We start from the raw sequence: 14,386 nt of genomic DNA on the forward strand, positions 1-14,386 counted from the left end.
CCGTCGCGTGTCGCACGATCGTCCCGTACCGATGTCTGCCTGGCAACGCCCGACGGCCGCCGATGCCAGGACGAACCGCGGCCGATGGGATGCCCCGTCGCCAGATGTCGCATTAGGGTCGGTTGGTGAGGAATCACCCAACCGCGCAGGAGGGCGACATCATGAGCGGCGACGACGGATGAGCGGGCACGTGATGGTCTTCGCGCCCACCCCGCAGCTCACGGTCACCGTGGACCAGCCGAACGACCACCCCGAGCTGCATCTGCACCCCGGCGGGCAGGGCGTCTGGCAGGCGCGGATGGCGATGTCGCTCGGTGTCGACGTGGTGCTCTGCGCCGCCCTCGGCGGCGAGATCGGTCAGGTGCTGGAGCCGCTCCTGGTCAGCGAGGGCGTGGACCTCAAGGTGGTGGTCCGTGACTCCGGCAGCGGCGGGTACGTGCATGACCGCCGGGACGGCTCGCGGAAGGAGATCGCCGACATACCGGGGCAGCCGTTGAGCCGACACGAGTTGGACGAGCTGTACAACCTGGCCCTCGGCGAGGGCCTGCGGGCCGCGGTGAGCGTCCTCAGTGGGCCGAACGAGCCGTGGCTGGTCCCGGCCGATCTGTACCGGCGCTTCGCCGCCGACCTCGCCGCCAACGGCGGCCGGGTGGTGGTCGACCTCTCCGGCGACCACCTCGGCGCGGTGTTGGAGAGCGGCGTCTTCTTCCTGAAGGTGAGCCACGAGGAGCTGATCCGCGACGGCCGCGCCCGCAGCGACGACAGCCTGGAGCTGACCCGGGCCATGTACGACCTGCACGCCGCCGGCGCCGAGACGGTGGTGGTGAGCCGGGCCGACCAGCCGGCATTGGCGCTCATCGACGGGGAGCTGTTCGAGGTCGAGATGCCCCGGTTGGAGGCCGCGGATCCGCGCGGTGCGGGCGACTCGATGACCGCCGGGGTGGCCGCCGTCGTGGCCCGGGGCGGGGACATCCGGACCGCCATCCGCACCGGCGCCGCCGCCGGCGCGATGAACGTGACCCGGCACGGTCTGGGCACCGGACGACTGGACTCGATCACCGGCCTGGTCGAACGGGTCCGGCTGGTGCCGGCGGACAGCCGGCCACAGGAGCGGACCACCCCGGACGAGTTGGCCGACCGAGTGGTCGAACGATGACGCTGCGGGTGCTGATCACCAACGACGACGGGATTGCCGCGCCCGGCATTCAGGCACTGGCCTGGGCGGCGGCACAGCGGGGCCTGGACGTGGTGGTCGCCGCTCCGCTGGAGGAGGCGAGCGGCACCAGCGCCGCGATGAGCGCCGTGGAGCGCGACGGGAGGGTCGTCGTGAACGACCACCCGCTGCCGGACCTGGCCGGCGTGCCGGCGTACGGGGTGGGTGGCTCCCCCGGCTTCATCACCCTGATCGCGCTGCACGGCGCCTTCGGCCCACCGCCGTCGGTGGTGCTCTCCGGCATCAACCGGGGCTCCAACGCGGGGCGGGCCGTGCTGCACTCCGGAACGGTGGGAGCCGCGTTCACCGCCGCCACCAACGGTTGCCGGGCGATGGCGGTCTCCCTCGACGTGCTGTCCGCGGGCGAGGCGACGGCAGCCAGCGGTGGTGCCGCGGTGGACGCCGCCGCCCGGGTACGCGACGCCGAGCGGCACTGGAGCACCGCAGCCCGGGTCGCCCTGGACCTGCTCCCCCGGTTGACCTCCGGGCCGATGGAGAGCGTGCTCAACGTGAACGCCCCGGACCTGCCGCACGGACGGCTGCGCGGGGTGCGACGCGGCACGCTGGCCAGCTTCGGCCAGGTGCAGATGACGGTGGCCGAATCCGGCCACGGCTTCGTGCGCACCTCACTGGAGGAGCCGGGGCAGGCCGCGCAGCCCGGCACCGACGTGGCGTTGCTGGCCGCCGGGTACGCGTCGGTGACGGCCATCCGAGCAGTCACCGAGGCGACCGACATCGACCTGACCGGACTGGACGACCAGCCCTGACCGTGCTGCCTGGTGGCGCTCAGGCGCCGGGCAGCACCTCGGGGGTGGCAGCGCCGGCGAAGTAGGGCTCCGGGGCACCGAACAGGCCGAGCAGGCCGGTCACCCAGAGCTGCCGGTGCACGAACCGGCTCGGCTCGGTGACCACCAGCTTGACGTTGCTGACCTCGGCCGTCTGGAAGCCGGCAACCATGGCGCTGATGCCGACGGAGTCGATGAAGGTGACCAGCCTCATGTTCAGCTCGATGCGGAGCGGCCGGCCCTTGGCCAGCACCTCCGCGATCGCCTCGCGCACCTCGTACGCTGTGTCGACGTCGATCTCGCCCCGCGGGGCGATCTCCACGACTCCACCGGACAAAACCGACTTCACGATCGACAGGCTCACGCGAGCACCTCCACCCGCCCGTCCCCCGGGCGCCTCATCAGTACGCGGGCCGCGACCGAGAGTATTCCTCTGACAGCCTCGGTCGCCACCCCTCGGGATGAGCAATTCACGGATCCGGACCCACAAAGGCACCCATATCCGCACTTTTGAGTATCTGATTGCTCAAGACTTTTTGTTATTTGACCTCCGACGACCGGTCGCGACCGATGCGCCGCGGACCAGGGTAGCGGTCCGGACCCGACGCGCCCGACAACCGGCCCCCGACCGACGGTCCGCCCCGTGCCACCGGCGTGTCGAGCGCGGACACCCGGCCGACCCGGGTCCACCAGTTGCCGACGCCACCTAGCATCGGGCCTGGACACCCCCAGTGACGGAGAGGACCTTCGATGATCAAACGACTTGCCGGTCTGGCCGGCGTCGGCGTTCTGCTCGCTCTCGTACTGGCCTGCGGTTTCGGCGGTGGAGGCGACGATGACGACGACGATGACGACGACTTCGCCCGCGGCGTCGCCGTGGTGGTGGTGCGCTGAGTCGCGGCGGGTTTGCGCTCGGGCGGCCCTGGGCACTGGCGGGGTAGGCGAACCGTGACGCGCTGAACAGACGCCGAAGTCCGAAGTGGCCGGCGGCTTCGGCACCCGAGGAGGTAACCACGATGTTCGGAACCAACGTGCTGGACCGCCGCAGCAAGCCGGAGCGGATTGCGGACCATGCCTGGGAGCACCTGCTCTCCGCCGTCAACTCGGCCGGAGACAGCGTGCGGGACACCGCCCGCTCGGCCCGTCGCAACAGCGGCGACATCGCCGACGGTGCGGGTGACCTGGTGGGCTCCGCCGCCGAGGAGGCGCGACGCCGGGCCTCGCTGGCCTTCGACGCGCTCGCCGGTCGACAGCCGGCTCTGCCGTGGACGCTGCTGATCGGCGCCGCGCTTGTCGGCGCCGCCGTCGGCTGGGCCGTCGGCTCCGCCGCACGGGCCGCCGGCAGCCGGGACGCCCACGCTGTCGACGACGTGGAGTTCGTCGACGTGGACCGACCCAACTCCCCGGCGGTCTGATCGACAGGTCCACCAGCACCAGCACGGACCCCGCTCACCCCTGGTCGGGCGGGGTCCGTCGTCGTGCCGCCGGCCGGTGCCGTACCCAATATTAAGTTGTGGGCCGGCCCGCCGGGCGCCGGACCCCTCAGGCAGCCCGGCGGACCGGTGTTCGGGTGGGGCCGGGGGTGCGGACCACCACGACGGCGGTGGCCAGCACGACGGTGGTGGCCAGCACGGAGCGGACCATGCCCGCGAGACCTGCGGGTATCGGCCTTCGCGGATCGAGCCCGGGGGACGGAGTCGATCCGCTGGGGACGTCGTGGCCCGGGGGACGAGCACGACGACGGGGACGAGGTGGAGCTGCCCTGGCTTCCACCACCCGACGCGACGGCTCCCGCAATCGAGGACTGCGATTACGGTAACCGAAACGCGCTCGCTTTGGAAGCGCTCCCATGCATCTCCCTTCGGACGCCCGCCGACACCCGGAGCTGCGACTCCTCACCCCCTGCGGGTGAGGACGGTTCACCCGGGCCGGCGGCAGGCTCGGACCCAGGCGGACCGCCGGCCGCAGCCACCGGTCCGCCACCCACGCAGGGAGGAGGCCCAGATGGCGATCGCGGAGATCGACCGCACCGACCAGGACATCCAGTCCGCCGTACTCGACGAGCTGACCTGGGAACCGAGGGTGCAACCGCACGAGATCGGTGTGACCGTCGCCGAGGGCGTCGTCACGCTGACCGGCCGGGTGGACAGCTACGCCAAGAAGTGGGCCGCCGAACGGGCCGCCCACCGGGTCGCCCGGGTCCGGGCGGTCGCCAACGACCTGGCCGTGCACCTGGCCGGCGCCGCCGAGCGCACCGACCCCGACCTGGCCGCCGCGGCCAGCCACGCGCTGGAATGGGACGCGTTCGTACCCATCGAGAAGCTCCAGGTCACCGTCTCGGCCGGCTGGGTGACGCTGCACGGCGACGTCGAGTGGGAATACCAGCGCCGGGCCGCAGAGCGGGCGGTGGGACGGCTCACCGGCGTACGGGGGCTGAGCAACGGCATCACCGTACGGCCCGCGACCGCACCGGACGGTCGACAGCTCGCCGATCGGATCGTCGACGCCCTCGCCCGAGCCGGAGCGACCGAGGCCGAACGGATCAGCGTCCGGGTGCACGGCGACACCGCGGTGCTCGCCGGGCTGGTGCACTCCATGCCCGAACGGGCCGAGGTCGAGCAGGTGGCCTGGTCCGCCCCGGGCATCCGGGAGGTGCAGAACCACATCGCGGTCGCCCCGGTGCTGCGCTGAGCGAGCGCTGGCGAGCGCGCGGCTGGCGCTGAGCGAGCGCGGAACCACCCGGGGTGGGTGAGCCGGACTCACCCACCCCGGGAGCAGGCTGGGGGCATGAGTGATCCGAACGGGCTGATCCAGCCGGGGCGTCCCGCGCCCGGTTTCACCCTGCCGGCCACCCCGGACGGTGCCCTGACCGGGCCCGAGCAGTTCCGCGGACGACCGGTCGTGCTCGCCTTCTATCCGGCCGACTGGAGCCCGGTGTGCGGCGACCAGATGTCGCTCTACCAGTCGGCGGCACCCGTCTTCGCGCAGTACCGGGCGGTGGTGCTCGGCATCTCGGTGGACAGCATCTGGTCCCACCGGGCGTTCGCGGAGAGCCGGGGCATCGAGTTCCCGCTGCTTGCCGACTTCGAGCCGAAGGGCGAGGTGGCCCGCCGCTACGGCGCGTACAACTCGCAGGGTGAGGCGGACCGCGCACTCGTGGTGCTCGATCCGGCCGGGCAGGTGACCTGGAGCTTCGTCTCGCCGCCCGACGTCAACCCGGGTGCCGACGGCATCTTCGACGCGCTCGACCAACTCGCCGCCGATCGGAAGGTGATGACCGGATGACCACGCCACTGCAGGTGACCGCCCGACTCCGGGACCCGGTCACCACCGAGGACCACGTCCGGGGGCCGGCCGACGCGGCGGTGACCGTCGTCGAGTACGGCGACTTCCAGTGCCAGTTCTGCGGTGCGGCGTACCCGAACCTGCACGAGTTGCTGCGGCAGCGGGCCGACACGGTGAGGCTGGTCTACCGCTACTTCCCCATCGCCAACGTGCACCCGTACGCCGAACGGGCCGCCGAGACGGCCGAGGCCGCCGCGGTCCGGGGCCGGTTCTGGGAGATGCACGACTGGCTCTACGAGCACCAGGACCAACTCGACCCGGTGCACCTCTCGCTCGGTGTCGAGCAGGTCGGACTGCCGCCGGACGAGCTGAACGCCGAAGTGGAGAACCGGGCGCACGCGGACCGGGTGCGCCGGGACTTCGTGGGCGGCATCCGCAGCGGGGTGAACGGCACCCCGACCCTGTTCGTCAACGGTGTCCGCCACGAGGGCGGGTACGACCTGCCCGATCTGTTGGCGGCCGTGGACGCGGCGGGCAACGCCTGACCGGTCGGACCGCTCAGATCAGCCGCAACTCGCGCGCCCGCCGGACCGCCTCGCGCCGGCGGGTCGCGTCGAGTTTGCGGTAGATGTTGCGAACGTGGGTCTTCACCGTGTTGACCGAGAGGGACAGCTCACCGGCGATCTCCACGTTGGACAGGATGCTCTGCAGGTAGCGCAGGATGGTCAGCTCCCGCTCGGTGAGCGGCTCGTCGAGCGTGCCCCTCGGCTCGGCGGCCGGCCGGGCGGTAGTCGGCCCGGCCCCGCGTACCAGGTCACTGACCAGGGTGAAGTGGGCGGTACCCGCGTCCAGGTGCGCGGCCAGCAGGTCCCGGACCGGCGGCCCGGCGTGGGTGAAGACGCGTCGACAGCCCTGCGGTCCGGCCAGATCCAGCACCTGCTCCAGGAGCCGACCCGCCCGACGCCCGTCCCCGGCGCGACCGGCCAGCACCGCGTCCAGCAGGCCCGCGTCCAGGCGTACCGGCAGCGGCCAGGCGGTGGCCGCCGGCGCCTGCCAGGCCGGCAGCCCGCGGCCGACGGCAGCTGCGTCGCCGGCCAGCAGTTCCAATTTCGCCGACGTCACCGCGAGCACCGGGTCGAAGTCCGCGCCGACCAGCAGGTCGCGGGCGGCGTCCAGGTCGCCTCGCTCGGCGCGCAGTTCGGCCTCGGCGGCTCGCAGGAGGCTGGTCAAGTCGGCGGCGGACGGCTGGTCGACGAGCGCCCCCCGGGCCTGGACGAGCAGTCGCTGGCCGGCCGCCGGATCGCCGGAGTCGCGGTGCAGGTGCGCCCAGCACAGCGCGGCCACCGCCGTGGCCACCGGTTCGCCACGAGCGGCGACGAGCCGGCCGCCGCCCGCGTCCTGCGCGAAGCCGTCGAACAGGCCGCCGGCGACGCCGAGCGCCGGGCCGGCGAGGTTGAGGTTCGCCGTGGCCTCGTCGGGCTGGTCGCGCAGCAGCGCCACCTGGGCCAACGCCAGGTACGCGTAGGCGCAGTCGAGTCGGCAGGACCAGCCCCGACAGGGCGGCATGCCCAGCGCTTCCCGGGCCGCCTGCTCGGCCGCCCGCAGTTCACCGCGTACGGCGAGCAGCAGCGCGGCACGACTGGCGGCGACCAGCTCGGTGCGCGGCCGGCCCGCCTCCCGAGCGGCCGCCCGCGCCCGGACGAACCGGGCGGTCGGCAGCCCACCGCCGGCCAGCTCGACCAGCCCCAGGGCGGTGCCGGTGAACGCCCGCAGGTCGGCGTCGTCGGCGGCGCCGCTCCCGCCGCCCGTCGGCCCGGCACCGTGCGTCGGCCCGGCACCGCCCGTCGGCGCAGAGCCGCCCGTCGGCGCAGAGCCGCCCGTCGGCGCAGAGCCGCCCGTCGGCCCGGCGCCGCCCGTCGGCGCGGGGTCCGGCAGGCGGGTCGGCGTGGCGCCCGGCGGGCGGGTCCGCAGCAACCGGGCGGCGGCGGCCCGCACCTCCACCGGGTCGTCGGCGAGCCGGGCCACCGTCAACTCCAGCGCGCTGACCAGCCGCAGGAACCGTTGCCGGCGAGGCACCGGCAGGCCCGGGGCGTGCCCGGCGGCGGCGCGCAGGTGACCGGTGGCGGCCGGCAGGTCGCCGGCGTACGCGCGCTCGGCGGCGTAGGCGAGGGCCACCTCCGGGTCGGCCCGGATCACCTCCACCGGCGGGGCGCCCGGCGCCGGGGCGTGCACCGGGTCACTGTCGTACCGGGTCAGCTCCGGCCAGTGCGCGACGAACAGGTCGCCGGCCAGATCCCACCGGCCGGCCGTGAGCGCGTGCCGCAGCGCGTCGGCCGGCCGCCCGTCGCCCGCGTACCAGTCGGCCGCCCGCACGTGCAGATCGCGCAACTCCGGGCCGGGTATTCGGGCCAGGTCGGCGCGGAGCAGGTCGGCGAGCAGCGGATCGCAGCGGTACCAGGGCGGTCGGGTGTCCTCCCGGTGCAACAGGCCACCCGACCCGGCCAGGTCGGCAAGCGCCTGCCCGGCGTCGGCGCGGCCGGTCAGCGCCCCGGCCAGGTCGGCGCAGACGCTCTCGACGACGGCGGTTCGGCGCAGCAGATCCTCCTCGGCCGCGTCGAGCGTCGCGAGCACCTCCTCGCGCAGGTAGCCGGCGATCTCCGGTTGGTCGCCCCCGAACTGCCCCACCCAACGCCCCGGGTCGGGCTGTCCGCGTACCGCCAGGGCGGCGATGCGCAGCGCGGCCGGCCAGCCCCCGGTGCGGTCGCGCAACCGGCGCACGTCGGCCGCCGGCAGGGCCGCGCCGTGCGCGGTGAGCAGGTCGGCCACCTCGTCGTCGGTGAACGCCAGCTCGTCCGGGCCGATCTCGGTCAGCTCGCCCGCGAGGCGGAGCCGGTGCAGGGGCAGGTGCAGCCCGGCCCGCGCCCCGATCACCAGGCGCAGCCGCTGCCCGGCGTGCCGCAGCAGGAACTCCACGCCGCGCAGCGCCGCCGGGTCGGCGACCCGGTGCAGGTCGTCCAGGATCAGCAGCACCGGCCGGTCCGCGGCGGCGAGGGTGGCGGCCAACAGTTCCAGTTGGTCGGGGTGGGGTGGCCGGCCGGGCACCGGGCCGTCCTCCGCCGAGCCGGTCGCGGTCCGCAACGCCGCCGCGAGGTACGCCCAGAGCCGATCGGCGTCGTCGCCGACCTCCACCGACACCCAGGCCGACACCGGGCTGTCCTCGGGCGACACCGAGAGGTCCCCAGAGTCGGGTACGACCGCGCCCGGCTCGACGTCGGGCGTCCCACCGTCGAGCCGCGCCCAGGTGGCGAGCAGTGTGGTCTTGCCCCAGCCGGCGGGGGCGGCGACCACGGTGACGGGTCCGGCAGCGCCCTCGTCCAGCCGGCGTAGCAGCCGGGGCCGGGCCAGCACCGGCTCCGGTGGCACGGCCGGGGTCAGCCGGGACGCCAGCAGCGGTGACTCCGCCGCGGTGTCGACGCGTACGCGACTCTGCTGTTCTGGCACCCAGCCCCACCCCCACCACGCGCTCCGCCCCCGGTCGGCGAGCGGTTACCCGGCGCGGGGCGGTTCACCCCTTCCGGGCGAGCACGCTTCACCCGACCGCGACCGACGATCGGGGGACGTGGACGGGGAGGACGTGGGACCGGTGGGAGCGATGGGACGGCTGGTGCGGGCGGGCCTCGGCGGCGTGGCGCTGACCGGGCTGCGCCGGCTGCGCGTACCCCGATGGGGCCGCCGCGGCGGCGCGGACCGCGACCCGGTCACCTCGCTCCGGTGGGAGGTGGTGACCGTCGACCGGCCACCCGAGCAGGTGCTTCCCGCTGGCCGGTGGCCGGAGCCGTTGCGCCGCCTGGACGGCGCGGTCGAGGTGCGGGTGCGCCCCGCGCCCGGCGACCGGGGCACCGAGTTGGCCGCGCGGCCGGTGGCCGGTGCCAGCCCGCCGGTCGGGCTGGCCGCGCACCTGGTCGGCGACGACCCTCATCTGCTTGTCCGCCGGGTCCTTCGCCAGATCAAGCAGGGGGTGGAGGCCGGTGAGGTGCTGCGCGCCGACCGGTCCGCGCTGGACCGCCCCGAGGTCCGCGGGTGAGGGCGCTGTGCTGGGTGGCCGCCGGTGAGGTGGCGGTACGCGAGGTGCCCGACCCGGAGCTGCGCAACGAGCGGGACGTCATCGTCCGGGTCCGTCGCAGCGCCACCTCCGGCGGGGACCTGCCGCTGCTGGCCGGCCGGAACCCGCTGCTGCGGGCCGGTGACGTGCTCGGGGCGGAGTTCCTGGGCGAGGTGGTCGAGGTCGGTCCCGGCGTGCGCCGGCACCGCAGCGGCGATCGGGTGGTCGTCGGCGCGAGCGTCGCCTGCGGCGGCTGCTGGTACTGCCGCCACGGCCTGCACTCCTGCTGCGACAACTCCCATGCCGACGCGGCGAGCGCCGACCCCGCCCCGGGACACTCGGACGCCGGCTCCTTCGGCCGTCCCCGCACGGCGGGCGGATTCGCAGGCGGTCACGCCGAGTACGTGCGGGTGCCGTACGCCGACGTGGGCGCCTTCCGGGTGCCGGACGCGGTCGACGACGACCGCGCGGTGTTCGCCGCCGACGCGGCGCCGACCGGGTGGCTGGCCGCCGAGTTGGGTGCCGTGCGTCCCGGCGACGTGGTGGCGATCTGGGGCGCGGGGGCGGTGGGCCAGTTGACCGCTCGGGCGGCGGTGCTGCGCGGAGCCGCCCGGGTGCTGGTCGTCGACCGGTACGAGGAGCGGTTGCGGATGGCCGAGCGGCACGTCGGCGCGGAGCCGCTTGACTATCGTCGCACCGACGTCGCGGCGGAGTTGCGCGAGCGCAGCGGGGGGCGGGGGCCGGACGTCTGCGTGGTGGCGGTCGGGGCGCCGCCGCCCGAGCGGCTCGGCGTCCGCGCCGACCGGCCGGACGCGACACGCGAGGCCGTGTACGCGTGCCGCAAGGGCGGTGTGGTGGTGCTGCTGGGCGGGACGGACGGGTTCGTCGACGCGTTCGGCCTGGGGGCGGTGACCGAGCGACGGCTGACGCTGCGCGGGGCCGGTCGGCCGGACCTGCGGGACGTGCCGATGCTGCTGGACCGGATGGCCCGCGGCGAGCTGCGCACCGAACACCTGGCCACCCACCGGTTGCCGTTGGCGTACGGCCCCGAGGGGTACGCGCTGTTCCGGGACCGGGCCGACGGCTGTGTACGAGCCGTGGTCACGCCCTGACGCCCTCCTCGTGAGCTGCCGTCGGGGACGGCGAATGGCACACTCTGCGCATGGCTGGGGAGCGGACGTACGACGTGGTGCTGTTCGGGGCGACCGGGTTCACCGGTGGCCTGACCGCCGACTACCTGGCCCGACACGCCCCGACCGGGCTGCGCTGGGCGCTGGCCGGCCGCAACCCGGACCGCCTCGGCGCCGTGCGGGACCGGCTCGCCGTGGTCGACCCGAAACTGGCCGATCTGCCGCTGCTCACGGCCGACGTGACCGACGCCGACTCGCTGCGGGCCGTGGCGGAGAGCGCCCGGGTGGTGGCCAGCACGGTCGGGCCGTACGTCCACCACGGCGAGCCGCTGGTCGCGGCGTGCGCGGCGGCCGGCACCGACTATCTGGACATCACCGGCGAGTCGGAGTTCGTCGACCTGATGTACGTGCGCCACCACCCCGAGGCGACCCGCACCGGCGCGCGGCTGGTGCACGCCTGCGGGTTCGATTCCATCCCGCACGACCTGGGTGCCTGGTTCACCGTCAGGCAGCTGCCCGCCGACGTGCCGATCACCGTGGACGGTTACGTCCGCGCCGGTGGCCGATTCTCCGCCGGCACCTACCATTCGGCGCTCACCGCGTTCTCCCGTACCGGGCAGGCCAGCCAGGCCGCCCGGGAGCGCCGGGCGGTCGAGCCGCGCCCCACCGACCGCCGGGTCCGCGCGGTGCCCGGCCGACTGACCCGCTCCGCCGAGCTGGGCATCTGGACCGTGCCGCTGCCGACCATCGACCCGCAGGTGGTCCGCCGGTCGGCGGCGGCCCGACCGGAGTACGGCCCGGACTTCCGGTACCGGCACTTCGCCGCCGTGAAGCGGCTGCCCACCGTGCTGGCCGGCGCGGTCGGGCTCGGCACGCTGGTCGGGCTGGTGAAGCTGCCGCCCAGTCGACGTTGGCTGCTCGGCCGGCTCGCCTCCGGGCAGGGACCCACCGCCGAGCAACGGGCGGCGTCCTGGTTCCGGGTGCGGTTCGTCGGCACCGGCGGCGGGCAGCGGGTGGTCACCGAGGTGGCCGGCGGCGACCCGGGGTACGACGAGACGGCGAAGATGCTCGCCGAGTCGGCGCTCTGCCTGGCTCTCGACGAGCTGCCGCCGACCGCCGGCCAGCTCACCCCGGTCGCCGCGATGGGTGACGCGCTGCTGGACCGGCTGATCCGGGCCGGGCTCACCTTCCGGGTGCTCTCGCGGCAGACGCGAGAGCCCTCGGCTTGACCCTCGACCGGGTCGAGGGGGCAGGATGCCCGACGTGAGTGACCTGCACAGCATCGGCGAGTTGGCCCGGGCCAGCGGCCTGACCGTGAGCGCGCTGCGCTTCTACGACTCGGCGGGGGTGCTGGAGCCGGCCCTGGTGGACCCGGTGACCGGCTACCGGTGGTACACCGACGAGCAGATCACGCCGGCCCGGTTGGTGGCCGGGCTCCGCCGGATCGGGATGCCGGTCCCGGAGATCGCCGCCGCGGTCCGCGCCGAGCCGGCGACCGTGCACCGGTTGCTCGACACGCACCTGCGCCGGTTGGCCGACGGGCTCACCGACGCCCGCCGGGAGGCCGCCCGACTCCGTGCGCTTGTCGACCCGGCCCACCCGGCCACCACCGCGCTGCTGCTCTCCCCCAGCGACCTGGCCGCCGCGCTCGACGCGGTGCGCTTCGCCGTCGGCGTCGACCCGGAGCTGCCGATGCTCTCCGGCGTCCTGCTGGACGTGGAACCGGACGGCGTCCGGCTCGTCGCCACCGACCGGTACCGGCTCGCGCTCGCCCGCGCCACGGCCGACGTCGACGGCCCGCCGGCGCGGGTGTTCGTGCCGGTGGCTCTCGTCGATGAGCTCCGGCCGCTGCTCGACGTCACCGATGCCGGGCCGATGTGGCTGACCGTGGCCGGCGCGGAGCTGCGGGTGCTGGTGGCCGGCCGGACGTTGACCGGCACCGCCCTGCCGTACGACTTCCCGGACTACCGCAGGCTGCTGCGCAAGGCCGTCGGCGACCGGCCCACCGCGCGCCGGGTCCCGGTGGACGTGGCGGCGTTGCGCGCCGCGCTGGCCGACCCGGCAGCCCCCACGGTCTCCCGTGACCACGACGGCACGACCCGGGCGGTGACCGTGCTCGGCGTCGACGACCAGGGCGCGCTGCGGCTGCTGCCCGCCGCCGAGCTGGGCACCGACGCGCTGCGGGTCGGGGTGGACGGCGGCTACCTGCTGGACGCGTTGACGGCGGCCGGAGCGGCGCAACTCGTGTTGGAGCTGGACGGACCGATCGCCCCGCTGGCCGTGCGCCGCACGGACGACGCGGACACCTATTCGGTGTTGATGCCGATCCGGCTGTAGAAACCGGTCGCGCTCCCCGTCCCCGGGTGGAAACGTGCGCGACGGTAACATCTGATGGTTCACCAGTGAACCCCGGACGGAGGCGTACGGAGCAGCATGCTCGACATGGAGTTGATCCGGAAGGATCGCGAGGCGGTGGCGACCGCGCTGGCGAAGCGTCTGGATCCCGCCGAGGTCACTCGGGCGCTGGACGAGATCCAGCGGCTCGACCAGGAACGCCGCGCCCTGATCACGGAGATCGATGCCGAGCGGCAACGCCGCAAGGCGGAGGCCCGGGCGTACGCGCAGGCGAAGCGGGCCGGCGAGGAGCCGCAGGCCGTCGCGCCGGAGGCCGAGCGTAAGCAGCTCGCCGAGCTGGAGTCCCAGCTGGACGAGGTGCAGTCGCGGCTGCGTACGGCGATGAGTGAGCTGCCCAACCTGCCGGCCGACGACGTGGTGGCCGGTGGCAAGGAAGCCAACCAGGTCGTGAAGACCTTCGGCGAGCCGCCGGTGATCGACAAGGTCCGCGACCACGTGGAGTTGAGCCGCGCGCTGGGCCTGGTCGACTACGAGCGTGGGGTCAAGCTCGGCGGCTCCGGCTTCTGGATCTACACGGGCATCGGCGCTCGGCTGGAGTGGGCGCTGCTCAACTACTTCATCGACCAGCACGTGCGGGCCGGCTACGAGTTCCTGCTCCCGCCGCACCTGCTGCTCGACTCGGCCGGCTTCGCGGCCGGGCAGTTCCCGAAGTTCTACGACGACGTCTACCACCTCGACGCCGAGTCCGCCCCGCGCGGGCAGTTCCTGCTGCCCACCTCGGAGACGGCGATCCTCGGCGCGTACCAGGACGAGATCCTGGAGACCCCGAAGCTGCCGCTGAAGGCGTTCGCGTACACCCCGTGCTACCGGCGGGAGTCGGCCGGCTCGCACTCCGACGAGCGCGGCACGGTGCGGGGGCACCAGTTCAACAAGGTGGAGATCTTCCAGTTCACCCTGCCGGAGCAGGCCGACGCGGCCCTGGAGGAGATGCTGGCCCACGCGGAGAGCCTGGTCGAGGGCTTGGGCCTGCACTACCAGCGCACGCTGCTCTCGGCGGGTGACGCCAGCGCGTCGATGAAGAAGACCCTCGACATCGAGGTTTGGATGCCGAGCACCGGCAAGTACAAGGAGGTGTCGTCGGTCTCCTGGGCCGGTGACTACCAGGCTCGGCGAGCGGCCATCCGCTACCGCGAGCCGGGCGGCAAGCAGACCCGCTTCGTGCACACCCTCAACGGTTCGGCCCTGGCCACGAGCCGGCTCTTCCCGGCCATCCTGGAGCAGAACCAGCAGCCCGACGGCAGCGTCCTGATCCCCAAGGTCCTCCAAGACCGCCTGGGCACCGACCGCCTAACTCGGAAGTAGACCCACTTCCTCCCGATTAGGGCCGCTTCGCGCAGCGGAGCGACAGCGACTAACCCCGAGCTAACTCGAAAATCGAACCGTGCGTAGACACGCGGCAGCATCCCGCGTCGCGAAGCGGCGTGGGATGGGTCGTGGTGTGGCGGTGGTTAGGCGG

General features: G+C 74.2%; 14 protein-coding genes. 12 read left to right on the forward strand and 2 right to left on the reverse strand.

Features of this window, described 5'->3' with window-relative positions; translation table 11 throughout:
* The first annotated feature begins 178 nt into the window (after positions 1-178).
* Positions 179-1,156 (forward strand): PfkB family carbohydrate kinase, encoded by a 978-nt coding sequence (locus AB0C25_RS33815; protein WP_357378804.1) that lies wholly within the window; start codon positions 179-181, stop codon positions 1,154-1,156.
* Entirely contained in the window at positions 1,153-1,980 is an 828-nt protein-coding gene (locus tag AB0C25_RS33820) for a 5'/3'-nucleotidase SurE (protein ID WP_357378806.1), read from the forward strand. The genes AB0C25_RS33815 and AB0C25_RS33820 overlap by 4 nt, the downstream gene beginning before the upstream one ends.
* A 19-nt stretch (positions 1,981-1,999) precedes the next feature.
* Here AB0C25_RS33820 and AB0C25_RS33825 read toward each other — a convergent pair whose 3' ends face one another.
* Entirely contained in the window at positions 2,000-2,362 is a 363-nt protein-coding gene (locus AB0C25_RS33825) for an STAS domain-containing protein (RefSeq protein WP_357244821.1), read from the reverse strand.
* A gap of 386 nt (positions 2,363-2,748) precedes the next feature.
* Here AB0C25_RS33825 and AB0C25_RS33830 point away from each other — a divergent pair, with 386 nt between their 5' ends.
* From AB0C25_RS33830 to AB0C25_RS33850, 5 genes are all read left to right on the forward strand, one after another.
* Entirely contained in the window at positions 2,749-2,892 is a 144-nt protein-coding gene (locus AB0C25_RS33830) for a hypothetical protein (RefSeq protein WP_355175426.1), read from the forward strand.
* 122 nt (positions 2,893-3,014) lie between these two features.
* On the forward strand, positions 3,015-3,413 hold the full coding sequence (locus AB0C25_RS33835) for a hypothetical protein (protein ID WP_357378808.1): 399 nt from the start codon (positions 3,015-3,017) through the stop codon (positions 3,411-3,413).
* 589 nt (positions 3,414-4,002) lie between these two features.
* A complete protein-coding gene (locus tag AB0C25_RS33840) occupies positions 4,003-4,689 on the forward strand; it encodes a BON domain-containing protein (RefSeq protein WP_357378810.1) in 687 nt (228 codons plus the stop codon).
* 96 nt (positions 4,690-4,785) lie between these two features.
* Entirely contained in the window at positions 4,786-5,283 is a 498-nt protein-coding gene (locus tag AB0C25_RS33845; protein ID WP_357378812.1) for a redoxin domain-containing protein, read from the forward strand.
* Positions 5,280-5,828 (forward strand): DsbA family protein, encoded by a 549-nt coding sequence (locus AB0C25_RS33850; protein WP_357378814.1) that lies wholly within the window; start codon positions 5,280-5,282, stop codon positions 5,826-5,828. Before AB0C25_RS33845 ends, AB0C25_RS33850 begins: the two co-directional genes overlap by 4 nt.
* 13 nt (positions 5,829-5,841) lie before the next feature.
* On the opposite strand, the gene AB0C25_RS33855 is transcribed toward AB0C25_RS33850, so the two are convergent.
* Complete coding sequence (locus AB0C25_RS33855) at positions 5,842-8,784, reverse strand: LuxR C-terminal-related transcriptional regulator (RefSeq protein ID WP_357378816.1); 2,943 nt, start codon at positions 8,782-8,784, stop codon at positions 5,842-5,844.
* A 151-nt stretch (positions 8,785-8,935) separates the two neighbouring features.
* On the opposite strand from AB0C25_RS33855, the gene AB0C25_RS33860 reads away from it, so the two are divergent.
* The 5 genes from AB0C25_RS33860 (at position 8,936) to serS (ending at position 14,232) form a co-directional block, all read left to right on the forward strand.
* Positions 8,936-9,367 carry a hypothetical protein gene (locus tag AB0C25_RS33860; protein ID WP_357378840.1) on the forward strand — a complete coding sequence of 144 codons (432 nt, stop codon included), beginning with the start codon at positions 8,936-8,938 and terminating at the stop codon, positions 9,365-9,367.
* Positions 9,364-10,497: an alcohol dehydrogenase catalytic domain-containing protein gene (locus AB0C25_RS33865; RefSeq protein ID WP_357378818.1), complete on the forward strand. Its 1,134-nt coding sequence runs from the start codon at positions 9,364-9,366 to the stop codon at positions 10,495-10,497. The genes AB0C25_RS33860 and AB0C25_RS33865 overlap by 4 nt, the downstream gene beginning before the upstream one ends.
* 50 nt (positions 10,498-10,547) lie before the next feature.
* The gene (locus AB0C25_RS33870; RefSeq protein ID WP_357378820.1) at positions 10,548-11,744 is read left to right on the forward strand and encodes a saccharopine dehydrogenase NADP-binding domain-containing protein; all 1,197 of its coding nucleotides are present in this window, start codon (positions 10,548-10,550) and stop codon (positions 11,742-11,744) included.
* A 25-nt stretch (positions 11,745-11,769) separates the two neighbouring features.
* Positions 11,770-12,852 carry a MerR family transcriptional regulator gene (locus AB0C25_RS33875; RefSeq protein ID WP_357378822.1) on the forward strand — a complete coding sequence of 361 codons (1,083 nt, stop codon included), beginning with the start codon at positions 11,770-11,772 and terminating at the stop codon, positions 12,850-12,852.
* A gap of 96 nt (positions 12,853-12,948) precedes the next feature.
* Positions 12,949-14,232 (forward strand): serine--tRNA ligase, encoded by a 1,284-nt coding sequence (serS, locus tag AB0C25_RS33880; RefSeq protein WP_357378824.1) that lies wholly within the window; start codon positions 12,949-12,951, stop codon positions 14,230-14,232.
* Positions 14,233-14,386: the final 154 nt, after the last annotated feature.

It is taken from the genome of Micromonospora sp. NPDC048839 (assembly GCF_040649915.1).
Taxonomy (GTDB): domain Bacteria; phylum Actinomycetota; class Actinomycetes; order Mycobacteriales; family Micromonosporaceae; genus Micromonospora.